The following is a 22,647-nucleotide window of genomic DNA, read 5'->3' on the forward strand; positions in this document are numbered from 1 at the left end:
AGAGGCAGGATATGAAGGAATACAGCAGACCAACCATCAAGTCCGTCATGGAACTGGCAGCACCCCATACCTGGCCGGCAAGCGTTGTACCGGTCGTTCTGGGAACGGTGCTGGCCTACGCACTGGAAGGAAGATTTGATGCCGGAATTTTCTATTCCACCCTTCTTGTAGCCGTTTTCCTGCAGTGTGCGGTCAATACCATCAATGATTATGCAGACTTCGTCAAGGGGACGGATACGGTGGAAAACTCCATCGATCCCACGGATGCCTCCCTGGTATACAACAACATGAATCCGAAGACGGCACTGAAGATTGGAATCGGATTCATCGTCCTGGCTGCCCTGTCTGGGATCTACACGCTATGGATGGCTGGATGGACACCCCTGCTGTTCGGGGCCGTGGGCGTGGCGGTCCTTGCCCTGTATTCCCTGGGGAAACTGCCTATATCCCACCTGCCCCTGGGGGAAGCGGTTTCAGGATTCACCATGGGTATTCTGATCACCGTGGCCTGCCATTACGTGCAGGCATCCCGGCTGGATATGCGTGTGGTTCTGTTTTCCCTGCCTGCATTCCTGACGATCGCGCTGATTATGATGGTGAACAATACCTCGGATATCGAGAAGGACGAGACATCCGGAAGGCGGACGCTTCCGGTCATCCTGGGGAGGTCATCTGCCCAGAAACTGATCCGGGGAGCCATCCTTGCAGCTATTGTGCTTATTCTTATTGCGGCATATGTCTGGTTCCGGTCAGGAATGTTCCTTGTTCCCCTGATGCTTTTCATGACCGCGCGAGCCGCCTTTCCTTTGTTTAAAAATCCGGTGGATCCGGCTGCGAGGATGCGGTCAATGGCAGCCGTTGTTCGGACGCACACGATATCAAATGCATTTTTCATAATCATGATTGCGGTCCATGCGATGTTGGGAGGACAGATGTGAAAAAAGAAACAAAAGTCCACAAAATTTTTGAAAACATCAGTTCCAGATATGATATAATGAACGATATAATCAGTTTTGGAATGCACCGTCTTTGGAAACTGCGTCTTATTTCTGAGGTGACAAGGCAAAATCCCGAAAAGATTCTGGATGTCTGCTGCGGAACGGGAGACATTTCCCTGCTGGCGGCCCGGATGAATCCGAATGCCAGCATTTATGGTCTTGATTTTTCGGAAAATATGCTGAAAATCGCAAACCGGCGCAAGAAAGAAGCAGACCGGAAGAATACCCATAGTGTTAGGTTTCAAAAAGGGGATGCAATGAATCTTCCTTTCGAGGACGGGTTTTTTGATGCAGCTGTTATTTCTTTCGGGCTCAGAAATGTGTCTGACTATGGCCGGGTAATCCGGGAAATGACCCGGGTGGTAAGGCCGGGCGGCAGGGTATACTGCCTGGATTCCTCGTATCCTGAATCCTCCCGCATCAGACCTCTGTTCGGACTGTATTTCAAATCCATCATGCCGTTTCTGGGATGGATAATTGCAGGAAGCAGAAATGAGTATAAGTGGCTTAATGAATCTACGGAAAGATTTGTTTCAAAGGGCCGGCTCTGTAAAATATTTTCACAATCCGGTCTTAGTGATACAGGCTGCTATTCCCATCTGTTTGGGGTGGCTGCTTGCCACCGGGGAACAAAAACTTAAATTTTAGGAGGATACCACCATGAAGAAAAACTTAGAAGTTCCAGAGAGAAGAAACAAACTGGGAATAATCATAGGCATTCTTGCCGTACTCAGTGTGCTTGCTGCTGTGGCTCATTTTGCCTACAAATATTTTACCAGCGAAGATAAATATGAAGAATTTGATGATATTTATGACGATGGAGTATTCGATGAGTTCGATGAGGAAGAGGATTTGGAGAAGAAGATCAAGGCAGCTTCAGCAAAATAGTATATTTTGAGAGGAAATGAGTGGAATGAACGAACATTTATATGATCCAATCCCAGATGTCGATGTATACCTGAAGCGTATCAATCTTATCGGCCCTCTGGAACCGGATAAAGATAATCTGGACAGGGTTATCTATGCACATCAGTGCGCCATACCCTTTGAAAATCTGGATGTGTGCCTTTATAAAAAGGAAATCAGCCTGGGAATCAACGATTTATATAATAAAATCATATTAAAAAAAAGGGGCGGATACTGTTTTGAGATGAACAATCTGTTTCTTGCGTTCCTCAAAGCCCTCGGATATGATGCCCACGCCTGTCTGGCAAAGGTATGGAAGGAAGGGGCAGCTAACGTACCGGCTCTGCACAGAGGCAGTATAGTTAACCTGGACGGAGACCTGTATTACTGTGATGTGGGTTTTGGCGGACCTGTTCCGGGCGGAGCAGTAAGGCTGGAAGAGGATGTCCTGCAGAATATTCACGGGGAAAAGTTTCGCTTTATCAAAAAGGGGAACTGGTGGGAACTGTCTCGCATAACCAATTTGGGAGATGTGGAAACTTTGATTTCCGTAAACCCGAATCCAGCTGAACTGGAGGATTTCGTGGCGTTAAGTCATTACTGTTCCTGCCATACCCAGCGGGATTTCAATGTATTCACAGATAATCTTATGGCCAACATCCGGGTGCCAAATGGACATTATTCTATCAATAACGACGTTCTGATCAAAAAAGTCAACGGAATCCGTGACGAGGTCCTCATTAAATCCAAACAAGAATTAGTGCAGATTCTCAATGATTATTTTCACATTGAAATGGAAGACCTGGATTGACATGACCTGAGAAAAATGCTAGAGTCTGTTGTGTGCTGTCAGACATCACACATCAGACTTTTTGTTTTAAAGGGAGAGCTAGCATGCAGAAAGCTTTAGTTGAAATTGTTATACTTTTTATCATTATGTTTTTTGGATTCATCTTGGGCAAGGTTAATATTGTAGACGAAAAGATGTCAAATAAGCTGAGCACGTTTGTTTTATCAGGTACATTTCCGGCGCTGATCATTACATCCATGGACAGGGATTTTGCCATAGACACGCTTAAGAATTCCGCATATCTGCTGACTGCCACTATAATTCTCAGCGTTATCATTATTATATTTATTGAAATTGAAGTAAGGGTCAGAAAGAATCCCGAGAAGGAAATGACGGCAAGACACTTTCTCATGCTTTTTGGCAATACCAGTTTTATGGGAATCCCTGTCTTAAATGCCTTGTATGGAAATGACGGAGTTTTTTACATTTCAATGATGAGTATTGTCTTTAATTTCCTTATGTTTTCCTATGGGGTATTTATTCTGTCACGAAATGAGAAAGCAAACTTCCGTAAGATATTTCTGAATCCGGGCTTTATTGGAACGCTTATTGGCTTTATTATCTTTATTACTCCAATATCCCTTCCTTACGTTATATTCAGGCCATTGGAATGGTGCGGAAGCATGACGATACCCCTTGCACTGATTGTTGCAGGAAGTATTATCAGCAGGAATAAACTCAGTGAGATTATCAGGCCGGCCAGTGTGTGGACTACTTCCTTGATCAGGCTTATTCTGTTTCCGGTCATACTGATACCAGCATTACTTTTTTTGAAGACGGATATTTTCCTGATGAGTATTCTTGTAATCATATTTGCAACCCCGGCACCCCTTACAGCTGGTGCTTTCGTAGGAAACTACGGTGGAGACGGTTACTTTGCAAGCAAGGTTGTGGTGCTTTCAAATCTGCTGTCCCTGGTAACAATGGCCGTAATGATCTGGATTTTCACCGCTGTCATTGTGTAAACGGACACAAGGCCCCCCGCATCACCTGATATCGGGTGACGCGGGGGGCCTTAGGTTTCGTACTGGAGAAGTTTGTCTGGAATTAATCCGTCGGCTGTTCAGTATCTCCGTCATATTCCTGCAACACTAGTTCGATTCCCCTGTCAATAAGCCGCGACATAGGGATTTTGCTTCGTTCGGATAGATCCTTAAGCTGTTCCGACAGACGGAAATCAATCGAAGTGGAGAATGACACCCTGTTTTCATGATCTTTGTCAGCAGACATATTAATCACCTCCTGTATCTTATTTTATGATAACATATCCTGGAATTACAGGCAATTCAAGGATAAGAAAAGGGTGTATTTTATTCTTGTTCCTATGGTATAATTCTTTAAAGAATCTATGGAGGAAGCAGTTTGCAGGAGGTACTCTATGTATTATAAACAATATGGAAACACAGGCATGAAGGTTTCTGCCATTGGGCTGGGCACAATGCGGTATGATAAAGAGGATATAGCGGCCGGAAGATTTGAAAAGTGCGCACAGATTCCGTTGTATGCCCTGGAGAAAGGGATAAATTATTGGGACACGGCTCCATTTTATTGTGAGGATAAAAGTGAAATCGTGACGGGTATTGCCTTGTCGCAGGTCAAGAGAAGTGAGGTATTTGTTACTTCCAAAACCAATTTAAATACATTGGAAAACGATGTGAGCCGTGATGCTTTTTTCAGGCGTCTGGATCTTTCTTTAAGCCGTTTGAAAACCGATTATCTGGATTTTTATCATATGTGGTGTATGCTGAGCCTTGATTCCTGGGAGAAACATATGGAGACCATTTATGGCTTTTTTGAAGAAGCCAGAAATCAGGGTCTCATACGGAATATAGTGTTTTCCTCTCACATGCAGGGAAATGAGATAGAAAAGGTAGTGGCTTCAGATAAATTCAAAGGTATGCTTATCGGTTATAATGCGTTGAATTACCAATTCAGACAAAGCGGAATAGAGGCAGCTTACAAGAAGGGGATGGGAGTAGTGGTCATGAACCCCCTGGGAGGCGGCATGATTCCCCTGAACCAGGAGGCATTCTCGTATTTGACGGAAGGTACAGGTCTGACCGTTCCGCAGGCAGCCATACGCTTTGTTGCCTCCCACAGAGAAATTACAGTAACGCTGGTGGGATGCACCGCCAAGGAACATGTGGATGATGCGGTCCGGGCTGTGGAGGGATTGCATGAGCTTCCTGCAGAAGAAATTGTCCGGAATTACCAGAACAAGGGAGTGTCTCTGGATAGTCTGTGTACCAGCTGCGGATATTGCAAAGGATGTCCGCAGGATATTGAAATACCGAAATATATGGATGCCTATAACCAGAAGATTCTTACCGGGAAGGACGGTGCCATCGAAGACCGTCTGTATATGCACTGGGATATAACCCCGGAGGCTGCGGGAACCTGTATCGAATGCGGCAAATGCGAGGAGCTCTGCACCCAGCACCTGCCCATCATATCAAGACTGAAAGAAATAGCGGGTAAATGATTATATGAATACGAAAAAAATGGTTTATGCAGGCCTGCTCACTGCAATCGGTATCGTTCTGCCGCAGGCATTTCATATCTTTGGGGAGGCCTCCGGAGGGACGTTCCTCCCAATACACCTGCCTGTACTGATGGCCGGACTTATGCTGGGGCCGTGGTATGGGGCTGCCCTTGGAGTGGCTGTACCTTTGTTGGGCAGCCTTCTGACAGGAATGCCCGCCATCCCGAGACTGTATTTCATGGTTTTTGAACTGGCGGCTTACGGACTGTTTGCAGGAATTCTGATAAAAAAATTCAACGTGTATATTGCATTGATTTTATCCATGATACTGGGCAGGATTGTTTACGCCTGTATACTTTATGCGAGTATCGGCCTGTTTCTCTTTCAGGCACCCTTTGCGAACAGGGCGGCTTTCCTGACGGGGATAATCACAGGAATCCCGGGAATGGTCATACAGATAATGCTGATTCCTGTTCTATACCGGGTACTTAAGAAGGGAGGATATCTGTTTGAAGAAAAAATTAAATCGGGCAATCAGAATACTTAAGGATCAGGACGCCGGATGCGTGATATGTTGGAACGATCAGGAGGCTTTAGTCGAAAATGAAATAGGAATCAAAACGCTTATGAATTGCCTGCGAAAGGATAAAAACGCATTTGCAGGCGGAGCCGTTGCGGACAGGGTCATTGGAAAGGCCGCCGCACTTCTGATAGTGCTTGGAGGAGGCGAGGCCGCTTATGGGGAGCTTATGAGCGAAAAAGCTGTGGAGGTATTCCGGAAGCACGGCATACTGTACGAGTATGGGACGCTCGTACCTTTTATTGAAAACCGGACTCAGACAGGGTGCTGCCCCATGGAGGAAACGGTTTGGGATATCGGAAATCCCGAGGAGGCCTTTGATGCGCTGGAGAGAACCATTTCCAGGCTGATGCAGGCAAAGAAAACAGCCCTCTGATTCAATCAGCGGACTGTTATTTTTTTGTCAAAAAAAGATTGACATATAAATCACAATATCGTAATATATAAATATAGAATCGTACAAATGAAAGGAGATTCCGAATGGAAAATGATTATCAAAAATATAGTGAAACTGCGGAAATGCTGAAAGTTTTGGCACATCCGGTGAGACTGTGCATTGTGAACGGTCTTCTGAAAAAAGGCGAATGCAATGTCACATATATGCAGGAGTGCATGCATATCCCGCAGTCCACGGTTTCACAGCACCTTCAGAAACTTAAAGCTGCGGGAATTATAGAGGGCAGAAGAGATGGCCTGGAAATTCATTATAGAATTGTTGACCGAAAAATGGAAAAATTTATAAAAGTTCTTATTGATAGGGAGGAAACAGAAGATGAGTAAAAAAGTATTGATTGTAGGCGGTGTGGCAGGCGGTGCGTCTGCGGCGGCAAGACTCAGAAGACTGGATGAAGAAGCCCAGATCATTATGTTCGAAAGAGACGAATATATTTCATTTGCAAACTGCGGACTGCCTTATTATATCGGAGAAAATATTAAGGATAGAAGCAAACTGCTGATTCAGACCCCTCAGGCAATGAAGGAAAGGTTTAACATCGACGTAAGGATCAACAGTGAGGTTACGGCTGTGGATACCGAAAACAAGAAGATTACCGTCCGTAGCAGAGAAAAAGGTGTTTATGAAGAGACGTATGACTACCTGATCCTTTCCCCAGGTGCACGTGCAATCAGGCCAAATATCCCAGGAATTGACAGCAACAAAGTGTTTGTTGTGAGAAATATCCCTGATACGGATGCAATCAAATCTTATGTAGATAAAAAAGGTGTACAGAGTGCCATAGTTGTCGGCGGGGGCTTTATCGGAGTCGAAATGGCAGAAAACCTGAAAGAAAGAGAACTGGATGTTACACTGGTGGAAGCGGCTCCTCATATCCTGCCTCCATTCGATTCAGATACTGTTGTGCTTGCTGAGAAAGAACTTTCTGATAACGGAGTCCAGCTGATACTCAAAGATGGAATCAAAGCATTTGAAGAAATTGGCAGCCAGATTGAAGTCACTCTGGCAAGTGATACAAAACTGACAACAGATATGGTGATTCTGGCAATCGGTGTTTCTCCAGAAACCGCTTTTATTAAGAACAGCGGCATTGAACTGGGACCGAAAGGACATATTGTTGTCAACGAGAGAATGCAAACAAATAAAGAGGGCGTTTTTGCTGTCGGCGATGCTGTGGAAGTAGTGGATTTCGTGTCGAAGCAGAAAACGGCGATTCCTCTGGCGGGTCCGGCCAACAAGCAGGGAAGAATTGCGGCTGACAACGTTGCAGGACTCCAAACTGAATATAAAGGCACTCAGGGAACGTCCATTTTGAAAATATTCGGTCTGACTGCCGCAAGCACGGGCAGCAACGAGAAGAATCTCAGAAAAGCAGGCATTCCATATAAGGTATTAACGCTTCATCCTGCTTCTCACGCCTCATACTATCCGGGAGCCTTGCAGATGACATTGAAATTACTGTTCAATGAGGAAGGCAGAATCCTCGGAGCCCAGATAATCGGGTATGATGGTGTGGATAAACGAATAGATGTTATTGCCACTGTATTGCGTTTAAATGGTACCGTGGAAGATCTGACGGAACTGGAACTGGCCTATGCACCTCCGTTTTCTTCAGCCAAGGATCCAGTGAACATGGCCGGCTATGCAGCCCAGAATGTTCTGGAAGGAAGAAGCAGCACAGTAACCTGGTTTGGTTATCTGCGCATGGATAAAAGCGATTTTGTGCTTGTCGATGTCCGCAGTAAAATTGAATATGAAAATGGACATATTGAGGGCGCCATTAATATTCCGGTTGATGAGCTGAGAGACAGGCTTGGAGAGCTGGATAAGAATAAGAAGATTGTTGAATACTGTCAGGTCGGCTTGAGAGGCTATGTTGCTGAGCGTATTCTGAAACAGAATGGATTTGATGTCCTGAACGTGACGGGCGGATACAGATCAGCAGCAGCCCTGAATTTCAAGCCGGAAAAAGTACTCAGTGCGACTAAGCAGAGGGTTATCCTGGAGCCGGATACACAGGCGGTCAGACCGGATACTAATAAGGATGACAGCTACGACAGGGCACTGGATGCCTGCGGACTGTGCTGCCCGGGACCGCTTATGCAGGTAAAGGCAAACCTGGATGAACTGGAAGCTGGACAGGTGTTGAAAGTAACTGCAACGGATGCCGGATTCTTTGAGGATATCAAGGCCTGGTGCAAACGTACCAACAACGAGCTGATGAGTCTTAATAAATCTCCGGGAGAAATAATCGCATTTATCCGAAAAGGCATGGGAGATAATCCGAAAACGGAAGCAACGATTACCGAAACATCCGCAAAAGATAATAAAACCATGGTGGTATTCAGCGGTGAGCTGGACAAGGCTATTGCCTCCTTCATAATAGCCAACGGAGCGGCATCCATGGGCAAAAAAGTGACCATGTTCTTTACCTTCTGGGGCCTCAACATTTTGAGAAGGCCGGAAAAAGTTGATGTAGATAAGAGTTTTATTGGAAAGATGTTCAGTGCCATGATGCCAAGAGGCAGCCGGAAGCTGAAATTATCGAACATGAACATGATGGGAATGGGAGCAAAGATGATCCGCGGCATCATGAAGAACAACAATGTACTGTCTCTGGAGGAATTGATTCAGTCCGCAATAGACAGCGGTGTGGAACTGGTTGCCTGTCAGATGTCTATGGACCTGATGGGAATTACGGAGTCTGAATTGATTGACGGAGTCAAGCTGGGCGGAGTCGGCTACATGCTGGGTGAAGCTGAGGATTCCGATGTGAACTTTTTCATCTAAAAACATTATCAGGTTGACTATTCTCTGTAATGTTTTATAATAGTAATGTAAATATCGGCGGGGAATATGGTGAAAGTCCATAACAGCTCACTCTACTGTAATTAGTTACGAAACCTGAAGAACCACTGGCGTATCATATTTTGGCCGGGAAGGTCGGGGAGTAGGCTTGAAGCTAAGAGTCAGGATATCTGTCAGGTATGATTTATCATTCGGTGAGGAACTGTCTATATGAAAATATTTGGCACTTATATTCAGGTTCCAAATCCATTAGATGTAACCCCCGTGATGATTTCACGGGGGTATTTTTTTGAAGGAGGAAGTTTATGAAAAAGAAGTTACTTGCATTTTTTGTAGCCATGTTTCTTTTGGTGGGAACATCAACGGTTAACGTAATGGCTGCGGAACCGACACAAGGGGAGGTTGACGCAAAAGCTCAGACAGCAGCTGAGTATTTGACATCGACATATGCCGGAACGGTTACTCCAGACCAGTATTTATATGTATTTTTAATTGCTGCGTCAGGAATCGATTCTAGTACTATTTCTCAGGAATTTTTAGATTCTGTGAAAAATAATATTGATACTAATGGAAAATTGATGACTGTAGGAGATAATCCGACAGAAACACCTGAGTTTTATGGCAGCATCATCATGACATTAAAAGCTTGTGGGATTGATCCTACGAATGTGGCCGGAAGGAATCTCCTGACAGATTTAACGGAGAGTCTTGCGTCATCTGATTTTACCCAGTATACAGGAAATCCTTATGAATTAGTTTATCTTATGAGCACTCTTCAGTATTACAAAACCGACATTGAAGGTGCAGAGGGATATATTGAATCTGTTAAGGAAGCCATAATGTCCTTTTATTATGAAGACGAATATTCAGGACAGGATTATGTGGAAGATCCTGTTGGAAGCGGCAACTGGGTTATGCAGGATGTAACAGTTCAGGGCACTGGTTTTTATCACTATGGTTTTAGTGATGATACAAACGCAAAAATGATAAGCGCATTAAAGATGTACTATGAATCCGATAGTGAAATCAAAGCTATTGTAGATACGCTTATTGCAAACATGAAGAAATCTGCAAATGAACAATATCAGGTGGATGGTTATGGATTTGGATACAATTCAGATTCAACTGGACTTGTGCTTTCCGCACTTTCAATATACGGGGATCAGGAAGCTGCCAATTATTATAATGGGCTTCTGAAATTCGAGTCTCCAGACGTACAGGGGGCGTATCTGTACGATGAAGTTTCAACGGAACCAGATGCAGTTTATGCAACCAGGGATGCACTGGAAGGTCTTATTTCTTTTGAAAGGATGCTGACAGGAAATGAGTCAATTTATGACCTGTCTTCATATGATGTAGTAGCGGATGACGAAGTCCAGAAGACAGGCATAGACCCGGTAGTCATCGTTGCCATAGTGGTTGTCGTTATCGTAATACTTGCTACACTTTTGGTTAAAACAAAGAAAAAGAAAAACAAATAAAAAGTATGTTCCAGTTCCATGTACATGGGACTGGAACATACTCTTACAGGTGAAATATTATGAAAAAATTATTTTTAGCGGTTGTCCTGTTTTTAGTTCTTTGTATGACAGCATGTGGTTTAGAGTCTGTGGACCAATATGAATCAAAAATTGAAGATGAAGCACAAAAAATTCGAGATATGCAGGAAGCACCGGGAACGGATGGGAATATTTCTATAACACTGACAGTCCGGTGTGATAGGGTAATGAAACACCCATCACTCAATACAGATGCAGTCATTCCGGATGATGGCTTCTGGATAAATGAAAAGAAGATAGTTGTCAAAGAAGCAAGCAGTGTATATGATGTAATGATTGCGGCCAGATATTTGGAACTTCTTGATTTTAAGGATGGAAGCAACGGTGGTCACACAACTGGATACATATCCAATATTAATAATCTGATTGAAAAAGAATGCGGTCCGGAAAGCGGCTGGAAATTTGCAATAAATGGTGAATTGGCACCAATGGGTTGTAAACAAGTGAAGGTCAAGGATGGTGATGAAATTGTCTGGTTCTATGCCATAACCGCTAATGACACATTGAATTAAGAGGTCCAAATGAGCAGATACTCCAATTTTTTTGGCGATTATCATCCGGTAGTCGTGTTTATCTATTACATGTCCATATTTGTGTTGCTGATTACTATAACCCATCCGGCATTTCTTTTGGTGAGTCTTTTTGTTCTTCTGCTGTACTCCCTGCTGCTGGATGGGATAAAATCACTTTTGAAATCACTGGTCTACATGATTCCGATGGTTTTGTTCATAGCGGTCATCAATCCCTTTTTCAACCATTACGGCGAAACACCCCTTTTTTATATGAATAACAGGCCGGTAACCCTGGAAGCCCTTCTTTTTGGAGTCTTTACGGGAGTCCTGATTATCGGTCTCATATTTTTGTTCAAAAGCTTCAGCCGGTGTATCGACTCCCACCGGTTTATTTATCTGTTCGGAAAAATTCTGCCGACGATTTCCCTTATGATTACGATGGTCATGCGGTTTATGCCGTATTTGAAAAGAAAACTCAGTGCTATAAGCCAGACCCAGGCAACATTAGGCGTGTCTGTGAATGAAGGAAGAATTAAAAAACGTCTCCAAAGCGGGGCGAATATCCTGTCCATACTTATTTCCGTTTCACTGGAAGGGACCATTGATACGGCCGATTCTATGAAGGCCAGAGGGTACCAGCTGAAGGGAAAGACGCATTACAACACTTTTGTATACACATCCAGGGATTTTGTACTTCTGGTATCCACTGTGATTTTAGATATATTTTTTGCAATTGTCGTTATTCGCGGAAGCTACGCATTTGAATTTTATCCGCGTCTGACGGAAGTATCTTTTAATTCCATAACCATCTTGATTCTGGTTGTGAATTGCCTTTTTATGGGGCTGCCGATTATTGTTAATATTGTGGAGGAAGTCAGATGGAAGTTATCAAGACGAAAAATTTAACATTTCAGTATAGAAATAATCCAAAATCCATTCTGAATGATATTTCCCTGGATATCTACGAGGGAGATTTTATACTGCTTTGCGGCCCTTCCGGCTGTGGGAAGACGACGCTGCTGAAGCATTTAAAGCATCTGATTGCCCCGGTAGGCGACCTGAGTGGGGATATATTTTTTAATGGTGTCAACATTAAGGAAGTGCCGGAAAGAAGCCTCGTATCGGAAATTGGATTCGTGTTCCAGAATCCGGAGAATCAGATTGTTTGTGATAAGCCATTTGAAGAAATGGCGTTTGGTTTGGAGAACCTCGGACTCCCTTCCAACGAAATAAGACGCAGGGTCGCGGAAATGGCCAGCTTTTTTGGCATAGAAAAATATTTTGAAAAGGATATCCACACCCTTTCCGGCGGCCAGAAGCAGCTTCTGAATCTGGCATCCATCATGGTGATGCAGCCGAGCGTCCTGCTTTTAGATGAACCTACCTCCATGCTGGATCCGGTAGCAACGGGAGAATTTTTCTCCATTCTGAATAAAATCAACAAAGAGCTGGGACTTACTGTAATCATATGTGAACATCAGCTGGAAGCCATCTACCCCATTGTGGACAAGGTCTGCTATATGGAAAATGGCAGGGTGGCTGCCTTCGACAATCCCAATAATGTGGCAAAGAAAATCATCGTAAGTGGAAGCAATATGACGTACGCACTGCCGACTCCTACCCGGATTTTCACTGAATTGACCAGAGATTATATTGCAGAGATGGATCCCATGAGTATTCCGCTGAATGTACGTGACGGGCGAATCTGCCTGAAGTATTATGTGGAAAAGAACGAAATTGGGCCGGAGAGACTGGTGAAGCCCGGAGCCGATTTGGAAAGCTTGAAACGAAAGGACGAAGATACAGCGCTTAAAGCGGAGGGCATCTATTTCCGTTATAAAAAAGCATCGCCGGATATTTTAAAGAATATAAGCTTTAGGACATACAGAAGTGAAATTTTCTCCATTTTGGGCGGTAACGGGGTGGGGAAGACGACACTGCTTTCAATACTAAGCGGTATAAATAAACCATACCGGGGCAAGGTGAAGAGCCTCATGACGGATTCCAGGAAGAAAATCGCCTATCTGCCGCAGAATCCGGAGATAATGTTTGTAAAGGACAGCATTCGGGAAGACCTGGAATTTCTGGCTGAAACGAACGACCTTCCAGTCAGCATAATTGAAGAGACCGTGAACAAATATGATTTTTTTGCAAATGTACCGGAATTCTTTGATTCCAATCCACTGGATTTAAGCGGGGGTGAGAAGCAGAAGATGGCTTTCCTGAAGCTGATGCTGCTGGATCCCGAAATCATTCTTCTGGACGAACCCACTAAGGGCCTGGATGCATTTTCCAAGAAAAATCTGGCGGATATTCTGAATACCCTCACGGGAAAAGGGATTTCCGTCGTTATGGTAACTCATGATCTGGAATTTGCTGCAAGGCATTCCGACCGGTGTGCCCTGATGTTTAATGGGGAAATAGTATCCGTCGATATACCGGAGAGATTTTTCTCCAACAATCATTTTTACACTACTGCTACATCCAAAGTAACCAAGAGGATACTGGAAAATACCATCACGGTGGATGATGTCCGGGAGCTAATGTACATATAGAAGGATGGGATCAGAATGTCAAATTATATATTGATTACCGCGCTCATTGCTCTGGCAATCTGTGCTGTGTTTCTCTTTGCGTTTGAGAGGAAAAGACCAAGCGCCCGGGATATTCTTCCTATTGTGATCATGTGTGTCATTGCTTCTGTGGGGAGGGTCATATTCTCCTTCCTGCCGGGCATACAGCCGGTAACGGCCATCGTCATTATCATGGGGGTGTGCTACGGACCCCAGACGGGATTTGTTACAGGAGCCCTCTGTGCGCTGATTTCAAATGTATTCATAGGTCACGGACCATGGACGCCCTGGCAGATGCTGGCGTGGGGCCTCATTGGGATAATCGGTGCCGGAATAGCCCACTTCAGATGGGGGAGAAAAACGTATGTCCTGGCTGCGTATGGAGTCCTGGCCGGTTTTTTATACAGCATGATTATGGATATCTGGACGGTTTCTACGCTGGCATCAGGACTTACCCTGCCGATAGTCCTCTCGGTATACGGCGCCGGGCTGTTGTACAATATCGGGCATGCCATTGGAAATGCCGTGTTCATTGTGCTTTTATATAAGCCGCTCTCAAAAAAACTTTTGCGATTGAGAAGCAAATACGGTATATTGGAAAAAGAGATCAAATAGACGTGTCCCTAATAGGAGGAACTAAGTATGCGTAGAAGCAAAGCCCGGGTACTGACCCTTGTACTGACGATTATCATCGGGATTTTACTGGGATTTTTTGGCGTTTTCGTGTCGGTTTTTGCGGACGGGGGAACAAGGGAACGCACCATTACCATCGCGGTGATATTGTTTATTTACTGGCTTCTGGGATGTGTTCTGGGACTCATCTTTCCGGAGTATTCCTGGAAATGGGGGATTGCGCTGGGCGGACCCGGTTTCATAATTCTGGTTCTGTATATGATAAAGGAATTTAATCCCCTCTACCTTCTGTATCTGATTGGAATCGCGGTTTTTTCCATCGGGAGCACCTGGGGATGCAGCTATTACCGGAACAGAACGAAAGAGAACTGAAAAACAGGAGGACATCTTCATCATGCGAAGACGTCCCCCTGTTTTTTTGCGCAAAAACTGATAATTAATTTAGCCCTGGAGCTGCGATACTTATTACAACGGCTGCTAAGGCAGCTACGGTTGTCCAGACGACAGTCTGCCAGAAATACGGCATATAGGACTGTTTGTGGTTTGTATGATTGATTTTCTGCATCAGCAGGATTGTTCCGTTCCATGGAAGCGATTCAAATGTTATGGACGTTAATACTGCGATACGAAGGATAAGGTGTGGATTGATATCCAGACCCTTTGCTGCGGCAATGCCTACAATCATTGGCAGGGAAATCATGAGGGCAGCGGGTGGGGAAGATGTAAATAATACAATGATTGCGACAGCAACAAACGCGAGCATCATGATATTTATCTGGAGCGTGCTCAGTCCATGAACCATGGAACCGAATGCCTGCGTGGCTGTGATTACGCCGGCGAATGCTGCAGGTGTACCGATCATCATCATCGCGCCAGGATAGTTATCCGCACCGAAGTTCAATGAGTTTCTGATAGCGGCGATGCCGGTGATTTTCTGTCCGCGCTCCGTACGTGGGATGTACTGCTGCATCAGAACGAGATTTATAAGGATTCCGATAGTGAGTGCAATGGCGATATTCCAGTGAATGATTGTATAGCATACAAAAACGGCAATCAGTGGAAGAAGAGCCAGGATGAAAGGAGGCAGTTTACGTCCTTCTTCATGCGGGATAGCAGGAACATCTCCCATTTCAAAGCCAAGTGAGTTCTTTTTGTCTTTCATAATCATGACGAGCAATGTGAAGTAACCGCCGACCGCGATGATGACTAAGGCAACAAGACCCGGTATGAGTCCAGAGGTAGAGGACACTTCGGTGAAGCCTGCACCCTGCATTGCATGTACGGCAAGAACGTTCATAATCTGAGGTGCACCGGGTGCAGCAACAAAGGCACAGTTCAATGTAATCATTCCAGGGACAAAACGCCTTGGGATGTTGCAGGCCTCTGCGATGATGAGGGTAACCGGGAATAGAGTGAATACCTGGATGTAAGCATCGATTCCGCCCATCGTGCACAAACCGCCAAAGATGAGAAGAATTAACAATCCAATAACGACTTTCTTCTTTTCTGACTGGCCGTCTTTAATAAATGTTTTAATCAGAGTATTTGCTATGGAAGCTGCGGCACCAGTATCGGTGAAGAGTTTTCCGAGGATTGCACCCAGGAAAATGATTGCAAACAATGATGTGATAATTTCAACAAGTCCGGTGACATAGTTAGTGGAAAAAGCCGTCAGAGGATTAATGCTGTTTGTCACTGCAACAATGACTGCGCATATAACGGAGACGTAAAAAGTCGAAAATCCCTTGTAAGTAAGTAACAGGAAAATAACCAAAGCAATAATGATACCAATTAAACCAATTGACATTTCAAAAAACCTCCCTATTTTTAATAGCAGAAAACAATAGTAAAAAAATGAACGGAACTCCTTTCTGTCTATATTTATATGGAAAGAATATCATATATTATATATAATGTCCAATTTGATAATTGCATCCAGGTTATTCATTATATAAATTGTTGAAAAATTCCGTCAATAATGGGGCTGCTGGATTCAAATTGTCTTTTTTCCATACGGCATAGATATCCAGGGAAGACACTTCCTTATCCAGAGGCAGAATTTCAAATCCATCGTTTTCGGAGGGGGTGAATATCAGAGGATCCACAAATGCAAACCCGTTGCTCAGCCGGACGTTCAGCTGCACGGATTCAAAATATTTGTAAGTGGCTATTCGGAAATCCGGGATTTCATAATGGTCTGTTATGTCTGAAAGCATTTGTTTAAGCGGATCACCTATGGCACTGTTGGTGGTGATATAGGTCTCGTTTTGGAAATCCCGGAAGCTTAAGTCTTTTTTTGAGGACAAGGGATGGTTGCTGCTGAACATCACCTGAATGTTCGTTGAGTGAATTTTTACGAAATCAAAAAGGGATGCATCCGGAAGATCGAAGGCGTAAAATATGGCCAGGTCGATGTCGTTTTTTTCGAAACCCTGGGAATAGTCTCCGGTAGGATAGCAGTTGTACAGCAGTTCAATATTCGGATAGGCTCTTTTGAAGGCCTCCAGATGAGGCGTCAGGAAAAGATCCAGTTTCATGTCTTTGAGCAGACCGATGGAGAGAGAACCGTTCTTGCCAAGGCTCGTTGCCCTGGCAATCTTTAATTGTTCCAGATAGACCCTGCGCATATTCCGAAAGGCTGGATGCATTATCAGGCCTGCAGGCGTAAGGCGCACCTGGTTGTTGCTGCGGTCGAAGAGTTCAAAGCCCAACTCCTCTTCCAGAAGACTGATCTGCCGGCTGATCGTAGGCTGGGATGCAAATAAAAGTTTTCCGGCCTGGGTGAAGTTCAAACAGTCTGCGACTGTCAGGAAATATTCAATCTGTTTTGAAGTCATTGTGACCTCCTTTTGGATTTTTAAAAAAATAAACCGGCAGTTCAAATATTAGTATGTCTGCCGGGAAGTTAAGTATAATGCATTATATATAATATATTATAATAAAATGAAAAATATATGTCAAGTTATACGCAAAGAAGTTATAATAATAAAAAGATGCAAGATACAGCCAAATCAGGTGTATAAGTTATCGAAGTATGTTTCAGAAAGGAGGCAATAGACTTGAAGGATGAAAAAATCATCAAATTGCTGAAAAAAAGAGATGAAAAGGGCTTACAGGCTATTTCTGAAAAATACGAAAGACTACTGACCTATATTGCCTCTTCCATATTGGGAAGCCGGAGCCTCGATATTGAGGAGTGCGTAAATGACACGTACTTTAAAATCTGGAATAATATTGAAAGATATGACTTTAAAAAAGCGTCTTTTAAGACATATCTGAAGATTATTGTGCGTAATACGGCATTAAACAGAATCAGGGATATAAGCCGGACAGAGCAGGTGATGCTCAATGCCGATATGGATGAAGTGCTGATGGATTATATTGATTATTACCAGAATCCTGAGAAGAAAATCATGGACAGAGAAGGTGTGAAGCTTCTGGAATCCATTATACATGATTTGAATTCTGTAGATAAGGAACTGGTTGTCAGACGTTATTTCTATTTTCAGGGGTCTGTAGAAATATCGCAGCTTATGGACATGAGCGTAACAGCTATCGACAGCCGTCTGTCCAGGTTAAGGAAGAAAATTAAAAAAGAATATGAAAGGAGAGAACATGATGAGGGAAGGGTTCGTGGCTGATTTAATAGGAATGTTAGACGCTGCAATGCTGGATGATGATTATGTTGAAGAGGATTTAGAAATTCACAGGGACAGATCACATGTCAGGCTCTTTGCAGGGATTACTGCCGGTTCCATAATTGCTGCAGGAGGGATATTCCTTGCCCTGAAACTGCAAGGGAAAGGAATTTTGAATCCGTTACTGAAAAGTAAAGCTTAGAAAACATGGAAATGGAGTGATAATTTGAAGAGAGTAGTGATTACGGGGATGGGAGTCATCACACCCATTGGAAATGATATGAAAACCTTCTGGAATAATATAAAACAGGGGAAGATCGGAATTGATCTGCTGGACCGCTTTGATACAAGCGATTTCAAGGTTAAGCTGGCTGCCCAGGTGAAGGATTTTGATCCATTGCAGTACATGGATTTTAAATCAGCCAAGAGAATGGAATTGTTCTGTCAGTACGCGGTGGCGGCAGCCGGAGAGGCCATAGGTAATTCCGGATTGGATCTTTCGAAGGAGGATCTGACTCGAATCGGTGTCTCGGTAGGGTCCGGAATCGGAAGCCTGCAAGCCATCGAACGGGAATATGATAAATTGAAAGAGAGGGGACCTGGGAAAGTAGCTCCTCTTTTGATTCCACTGATGATTTCCAATATGGCTGCGGGAAACGTAGCTATTCAATACGGATTAAAAGGAAAATGCACCAACATTGTAACTGCATGTGCAACCGGAACGCACTCCATAGGGGATGCCTGCCGTTATATTCAGTGCAACGAGGTGGATGTAATGGTTTGCGGAGGAACGGAAGCAGCCATTACCCCCACCTGCATCGGAGGGTTTGGAGCCCTGACAGCACTTAGTACCGCAACGGAGATAAAGAGAGCATCTATTCCATTTGACAGAGAGCGCAGCGGATTTATAATGGGTGAAGGAGCTGGGGTTGTGGTCCTGGAGTCTTTGGAACATGCACTGAACAGAGGGGCCAAAATTCTTGGAGAACTTGCAGGATATGGTGCGACCTGTGATGCATACCATATCACATCGCCTGCGGAAGATGGAGAAGGTGCTGCGCGCGCTATGGATGCGGCCGTCAGGGAAGCCGGTATCAGGCCGGAAGAAGTGGATTATATCAATTCCCACGGAACCAGTACGAAGCATAATGATTTATTCGAAACCAGGGCTATAAAGAAGGTTTTTGGCAAACATGCATATGACTTGAATATTAATTCAACAAAATCCATGACAGGACATATGCTGGGAGCTGCCGGTGCAGTGGAATTCATAGTCTGTGTGAAATCCATTATGGAGGATTACATCCATGCAACGGTTGGTTACCAGGTACCTGATGATGAAATGGATCTGAATTACACAAAAGATCCGGTAGAAAGAACTGTGAACTACGCTATAAGCAACTCCTTCGGATTTGGTGGACATAATGGGAGCCTGCTGGTAAAAAAATATATCGGCTAAAGGAAGGGACAGGAGAACTATATGCAGAAAACTTTAACTATTGGAAATCTTACAGCAAAAATCCCCATCATTCAGGGAGGCATGGGAGTTGGAATTTCATTAAGTTCCCTGGCGGGCGCCGTTGCGAGGGAAGGTGCAATCGGAGTGATTTCCGCTGCGCAGATTGGCTTTATGGAATCGGATTTCAGTACAAATCCTTTGGGAGCGAACTTGAGGGCCTTGAAAAAACATATTGCCAAGGCAAAGAATATTGCCCCTGGCGGGATAATCGGAGTCAATATCATGGTGGCGACGAAAAATTATGCCCAGTATGTGAAGGCTTCCATTGAAGCGGGGATCGATTTGATAATATCGGGAGCCGGCCTTCCGTTTGAATTGCCGTCTCTTGTCAAAGGTACCGGCACAAAACTCATTCCAATCGTTTCTTCTTTGAGAGCTGCACAAATCATCCTGAAAATGTGGATGAAGAAGGACGGTGTGCTTCCGGATGCCATTATTATTGAGGGACCATTAGCGGGCGGGCATCTGGGATTTAAAGAAGAGGAACTTACGCGTGGAATCGAGACAAGTGAATATGAAGAGGAAATCCGTAAAATCATCGGATACGTAAATGAATTTGCCGGAACGCACAACAGCAGCATTCCGGTCATAACAGCCGGCGGCATCAGTACAAAAGAGGAATATCAGAGACAGTTTGAACTGGGAGCTTCCGGGGTGCAGATTTCCACGAAATTTGTGCCGACTTTTGAATGCGATGCCCATGAGAATTTCAAAAAAGCGTATTTGGAATGTGAAAAAGAGGATATTATTATTGTGAAAAGTCCTGTCGGAATGCCTGGGCGTGCCATAAGGAACAAATTCACAGAACTGGTCAGCAAAGAAAAAATTCCTATAAAGAAATGCCGGGACTGCATCATTACCTGTAATCCGGCGACTACCAGATACTGCATCACAGATGCCCTTATCAACGCAGCCCGTGGAAATATGGATGAGGCTCTGATATTTTGCGGGGCAAAGGCCTACGAGGAAACTGAAATCCGGCATGTTAAAGATGTAATAAATGACTTTATTCTCTGATAAATCAAATTGACACCGCTATTTCGGAAATGTTAAAATTGTGGTATAATAAAACGAGATAAAGGAACAGTACCGTTAACCTTGCATTAAGATTGGAGGCTTGTAAAATGGATAAATTCAAGAATACCTTCGGTAAAATTTTCGATTCCGCAAAGGACAAAGCGGAAGAACTCAAGGACAAGGTGGAAGATAAGGCGGAAGAATTGAACATCAAGGAAAAAGCGGAAAGCCTGAAAGAAAAGCTGGGAGACAAAGTTGAGGATATTTCTGAAGCTGCCAAGGAAAAAGCGGGAGACCTGAAAGATAAGATTCTGGACCGTGATGAAGATGACAAAGCTGAAGATGTTGCAGACACTGCCAAGGAGAAAGCCGAAGATTTAGCGGATGCTGCCAAGGACAAAGCGGGAGATGTTGCCGGCGCCGTCAAAGATAAAACGGAATAATATTATATAACAGACCCCTGAGATGGTGTGCGTTGATTCGTGCATTGTGCCGGGGGTCTGTTGCAAAAAAACGACTCAATACCAGGAGGTAGTCTATGTCGGGAAAAGTGAATATCACAATGTTGAAAGTAATTACAGCCGTAACATTTCTTGTGATGGTTATTGTTAATGCTCTTGCAAACGCCCTTCCACTGAACGGGATTACGACCGGCGCCGTGTCGGACTCTTATCCGAATCTTTTCGCTCCGGCTGGTCTGACTTTTGCCATTTGGGGTGTGATTTATCTTTTTCTGGCAATGTATACGGTTTACCAATTTGAACTCTTCGGGGTAGTGAAAAATCCGGAAGTGGGAAGCCTTATGAGCAGGATAGGAATATTTTATTCAATATCCTCTGTTGCAAATACTGTTTGGATTTTTGCCTGGCATTTCAAGCAGATTCAGTTCTCCATGTTTTTAATGGCAATCATTCTGATATGTTTAATCGTGATCAATATGATGACCCGCAATAAGGAATTCTCCAATATTGAAAAAATATTTATAAGGATTCCTTTCAGCGTGTATTTCGGCTGGATCACAGTGGCCACCATCGCAAACGCGACAACCCTGCTTGTAAGTCTTGAACCGAAGGATTATGGCCTGCCAGAGTCCGTATGGGCAATAATAATCCTTCTGGTAGGTATGCTGATCGGGTGTGCTGCCATGATTGTAAACAAGGATATAGCTTATGGGCTTGTTCTTATTTGGGCATATTTTGGGATACTGATCAAACATGTGTCCAGCAGTGGATTCGCGGGTCGGTATCTGTCCGTGATAACAGTGGTTGTTATTTGCATCGTATTATTCATCGTAGCTGAACTTTATACTCTGGTTTCCATTTTGAAAAAGAAAAAAATATTCAAGGGATAAAATCTGTATACTCATATGATTGGGAATCGGTGTAATCCCACCATTCTCCCTTATATCCGGTGAACCCGCAACTGTACATTATGCTTTCCAATAAAAGGGCATTCTGGGCAGCCTGATAACTGACATCGCTGTAATCCCTGTCTGCCAGCAACGAAAAATCGTCAAATGCCGTGGGCATATATATTTCGGTTCCGTCCGTATTTACAAGGGTGACATCAATACAGTTGCCCATGTTATGTCCGGAGGGACCTTTGCGCGGATCAGCCACATAGGTTGGATCAGGAACGGCTGTCCATAAGGCGTATTGTGCGTCCAAAGGCCTGTAAGCATCCCAGATTTTCAGGGAATATCCCTGCAATCTGGCTGTTTCCTGGGCCTTTTTTGTTTTTTGTACAGTTCCATAACGAAGGTAGGCATCCGAAAAGCCGTAGATGACCTGTCCGGTGAAATTATCTACTGTGGCATATTTCAAATCAATAAAAATTGACGAAACATACTCTGTGACTTTGACATATTCACTGTCCCCGGGAAGAGAGGAGGTAGTTGTGGCAGGCGGCAGGCTGGTGGTTTCGGAAGGAATTTGTTCAGTTGCCGTGGTGGATAGTGTTTCGGCTTCTTGACTGGTGGATTCTTTCGGGTTGGTCAGGGTTCCTGAGCAGGCGGAAAGAGAAAGTATCATCAATATTATACACAAGGTAAATGCTTTTTTCATAAGGCTCCTTTGTAAAGTGGTCATGATATGGCACACAGGAATAAAGCGTGCTATA

General features: G+C 44.1%; 26 protein-coding genes and 1 riboswitch. Of the genes, 22 read left to right on the forward strand and 4 right to left on the reverse strand.

Annotated elements, in window-relative coordinates:
• Positions 1–11 precede the first annotated feature (11 nt).
• The 5 genes from BUA79_RS03555 (at position 12) to BUA79_RS03575 (ending at position 3,719) form a co-directional block, all read left to right on the forward strand.
• Positions 12–938, forward strand: coding sequence for a prenyltransferase (locus BUA79_RS03555; RefSeq protein WP_073992991.1), 927 nt, complete (start codon positions 12–14; stop codon positions 936–938).
• Entirely contained in the window at positions 935–1,639 is a 705-nt protein-coding gene (locus BUA79_RS03560) for a demethylmenaquinone methyltransferase (protein ID WP_073992992.1), read from the forward strand. The genes BUA79_RS03555 and BUA79_RS03560 overlap by 4 nt, the downstream gene beginning before the upstream one ends.
• A 19-nt stretch (positions 1,640–1,658) precedes the next feature.
• The gene (locus tag BUA79_RS03565) at positions 1,659–1,886 is read left to right on the forward strand and encodes a hypothetical protein (RefSeq protein WP_073992993.1); all 228 of its coding nucleotides are present in this window, start codon (positions 1,659–1,661) and stop codon (positions 1,884–1,886) included.
• Between the two features lie 25 nt (positions 1,887–1,911).
• Positions 1,912–2,715, forward strand: coding sequence for an arylamine N-acetyltransferase family protein (locus tag BUA79_RS03570; protein WP_073992994.1), 804 nt, complete (start codon positions 1,912–1,914; stop codon positions 2,713–2,715).
• Positions 2,716–2,798: 83 nt separating this feature from the next.
• Positions 2,799–3,719: an AEC family transporter gene (locus BUA79_RS03575; protein ID WP_073992995.1), complete on the forward strand. Its 921-nt coding sequence runs from the start codon at positions 2,799–2,801 to the stop codon at positions 3,717–3,719.
• An 82-nt stretch (positions 3,720–3,801) separates the two neighbouring features.
• Here BUA79_RS03575 and BUA79_RS03580 read toward each other — a convergent pair whose 3' ends face one another.
• Positions 3,802–3,984, reverse strand: a complete 183-nt coding sequence (locus BUA79_RS03580) for a ribbon-helix-helix domain-containing protein (RefSeq protein ID WP_073992996.1) — start codon at positions 3,982–3,984, stop codon at positions 3,802–3,804.
• A gap of 148 nt (positions 3,985–4,132) precedes the next feature.
• On the opposite strand from BUA79_RS03580, the gene BUA79_RS03585 reads away from it, so the two are divergent.
• The 11 genes from BUA79_RS03585 (at position 4,133) to BUA79_RS03635 (ending at position 14,727) form a co-directional block, all read left to right on the forward strand.
• Positions 4,133–5,236 carry an aldo/keto reductase gene (locus BUA79_RS03585; RefSeq protein WP_073992997.1) on the forward strand — a complete coding sequence of 368 codons (1,104 nt, stop codon included), beginning with the start codon at positions 4,133–4,135 and terminating at the stop codon, positions 5,234–5,236.
• A 4-nt stretch (positions 5,237–5,240) separates the two neighbouring features.
• Positions 5,241–5,783 carry an ECF transporter S component gene (locus BUA79_RS03590; protein WP_073992998.1) on the forward strand — a complete coding sequence of 181 codons (543 nt, stop codon included), beginning with the start codon at positions 5,241–5,243 and terminating at the stop codon, positions 5,781–5,783.
• A complete protein-coding gene (locus BUA79_RS03595) occupies positions 5,746–6,192 on the forward strand; it encodes a DUF1893 domain-containing protein (RefSeq protein ID WP_242941633.1) in 447 nt (148 codons plus the stop codon). The genes BUA79_RS03590 and BUA79_RS03595 overlap by 38 nt, the downstream gene beginning before the upstream one ends.
• A 104-nt stretch (positions 6,193–6,296) precedes the next feature.
• On the forward strand, positions 6,297–6,596 hold the full coding sequence (locus BUA79_RS03600; RefSeq protein ID WP_073993000.1) for an ArsR/SmtB family transcription factor: 300 nt from the start codon (positions 6,297–6,299) through the stop codon (positions 6,594–6,596).
• Entirely contained in the window at positions 6,589–9,060 is a 2,472-nt protein-coding gene (locus tag BUA79_RS03605; RefSeq protein WP_073993001.1) for a CoA-disulfide reductase, read from the forward strand. The genes BUA79_RS03600 and BUA79_RS03605 overlap by 8 nt, the downstream gene beginning before the upstream one ends.
• Positions 9,054–9,270, forward strand: a riboswitch (cobalamin riboswitch). It overlaps the preceding gene by 7 nt.
• A 113-nt stretch (positions 9,271–9,383) precedes the next feature.
• Complete coding sequence (locus BUA79_RS03610) at positions 9,384–10,559, forward strand: hypothetical protein (RefSeq protein WP_073993002.1); 1,176 nt, start codon at positions 9,384–9,386, stop codon at positions 10,557–10,559.
• Between the two features lie 59 nt (positions 10,560–10,618).
• On the forward strand, positions 10,619–11,149 hold the full coding sequence (locus tag BUA79_RS03615) for a DUF4430 domain-containing protein (RefSeq protein ID WP_073993003.1): 531 nt from the start codon (positions 10,619–10,621) through the stop codon (positions 11,147–11,149).
• A gap of 9 nt (positions 11,150–11,158) precedes the next feature.
• A complete protein-coding gene (locus BUA79_RS03620) occupies positions 11,159–12,055 on the forward strand; it encodes an energy-coupling factor transporter transmembrane component T (protein WP_073993004.1) in 897 nt (298 codons plus the stop codon).
• Positions 12,028–13,704, forward strand: a complete 1,677-nt coding sequence (locus BUA79_RS03625) for an ABC transporter ATP-binding protein (protein ID WP_073993005.1) — start codon at positions 12,028–12,030, stop codon at positions 13,702–13,704. The genes BUA79_RS03620 and BUA79_RS03625 overlap by 28 nt, the downstream gene beginning before the upstream one ends.
• Positions 13,705–13,719: 15 nt before the next feature.
• Positions 13,720–14,337, forward strand: a complete 618-nt coding sequence (locus tag BUA79_RS03630) for an ECF transporter S component (RefSeq protein WP_073993006.1) — start codon at positions 13,720–13,722, stop codon at positions 14,335–14,337.
• A gap of 27 nt (positions 14,338–14,364) precedes the next feature.
• Positions 14,365–14,727 (forward strand): DUF6954 family protein, encoded by a 363-nt coding sequence (locus BUA79_RS03635; protein WP_073993007.1) that lies wholly within the window; start codon positions 14,365–14,367, stop codon positions 14,725–14,727.
• Positions 14,728–14,791: 64 nt separating this feature from the next.
• Here the strand turns inward: BUA79_RS03635 and BUA79_RS03640 are convergent, their stop codons facing one another.
• Positions 14,792–16,162: a GntT/GntP/DsdX family permease gene (locus BUA79_RS03640; RefSeq protein ID WP_073993008.1), complete on the reverse strand. Its 1,371-nt coding sequence runs from the start codon at positions 16,160–16,162 to the stop codon at positions 14,792–14,794.
• 133 nt (positions 16,163–16,295) lie between these two features.
• Positions 16,296–17,192: a LysR family transcriptional regulator gene (locus BUA79_RS03645; RefSeq protein WP_073993009.1), complete on the reverse strand. Its 897-nt coding sequence runs from the start codon at positions 17,190–17,192 to the stop codon at positions 16,296–16,298.
• Positions 17,193–17,414: 222 nt separating this feature from the next.
• Between BUA79_RS03645 and BUA79_RS03650 the strand changes: the two genes are divergently transcribed.
• The 6 genes from BUA79_RS03650 to BUA79_RS03675 all read left to right on the forward strand — a co-directional run bounded on the left by BUA79_RS03650 (position 17,415) and on the right by BUA79_RS03675 (position 21,880).
• Complete coding sequence (locus tag BUA79_RS03650) at positions 17,415–17,996, forward strand: RNA polymerase sigma factor (RefSeq protein ID WP_073993010.1); 582 nt, start codon at positions 17,415–17,417, stop codon at positions 17,994–17,996.
• Positions 17,989–18,195: a hypothetical protein gene (locus BUA79_RS03655; RefSeq protein WP_143147870.1), complete on the forward strand. Its 207-nt coding sequence runs from the start codon at positions 17,989–17,991 to the stop codon at positions 18,193–18,195. Before BUA79_RS03650 ends, BUA79_RS03655 begins: the two co-directional genes overlap by 8 nt.
• Positions 18,196–18,219: 24 nt before the next feature.
• On the forward strand, positions 18,220–19,452 hold the full coding sequence (fabF, locus tag BUA79_RS03660; protein WP_073993012.1) for a beta-ketoacyl-ACP synthase II: 1,233 nt from the start codon (positions 18,220–18,222) through the stop codon (positions 19,450–19,452).
• Positions 19,453–19,473: 21 nt separating this feature from the next.
• Positions 19,474–20,529, forward strand: coding sequence for an NAD(P)H-dependent flavin oxidoreductase (locus tag BUA79_RS03665; protein WP_073993013.1), 1,056 nt, complete (start codon positions 19,474–19,476; stop codon positions 20,527–20,529).
• Between the two features lie 107 nt (positions 20,530–20,636).
• Positions 20,637–20,972, forward strand: a complete 336-nt coding sequence (locus BUA79_RS03670) for a hypothetical protein (protein ID WP_073993014.1) — start codon at positions 20,637–20,639, stop codon at positions 20,970–20,972.
• A gap of 95 nt (positions 20,973–21,067) precedes the next feature.
• Complete coding sequence (locus BUA79_RS03675) at positions 21,068–21,880, forward strand: lantibiotic ABC transporter permease (protein ID WP_073993015.1); 813 nt, start codon at positions 21,068–21,070, stop codon at positions 21,878–21,880.
• On the opposite strand, the gene BUA79_RS03680 is transcribed toward BUA79_RS03675, so the two are convergent.
• Entirely contained in the window at positions 21,870–22,592 is a 723-nt protein-coding gene (locus tag BUA79_RS03680) for a M15 family metallopeptidase (RefSeq protein ID WP_207647309.1), read from the reverse strand. The two genes, BUA79_RS03675 and BUA79_RS03680, sit on opposite strands and share 11 nt — an antisense overlap.
• Between the last annotated feature and the right edge of the window lie 55 nt (positions 22,593–22,647).

Source organism: Parasporobacterium paucivorans DSM 15970, from assembly GCF_900141895.1.
Lineage (GTDB): Bacteria > Bacillota > Clostridia > Lachnospirales > Lachnospiraceae > Parasporobacterium > Parasporobacterium paucivorans.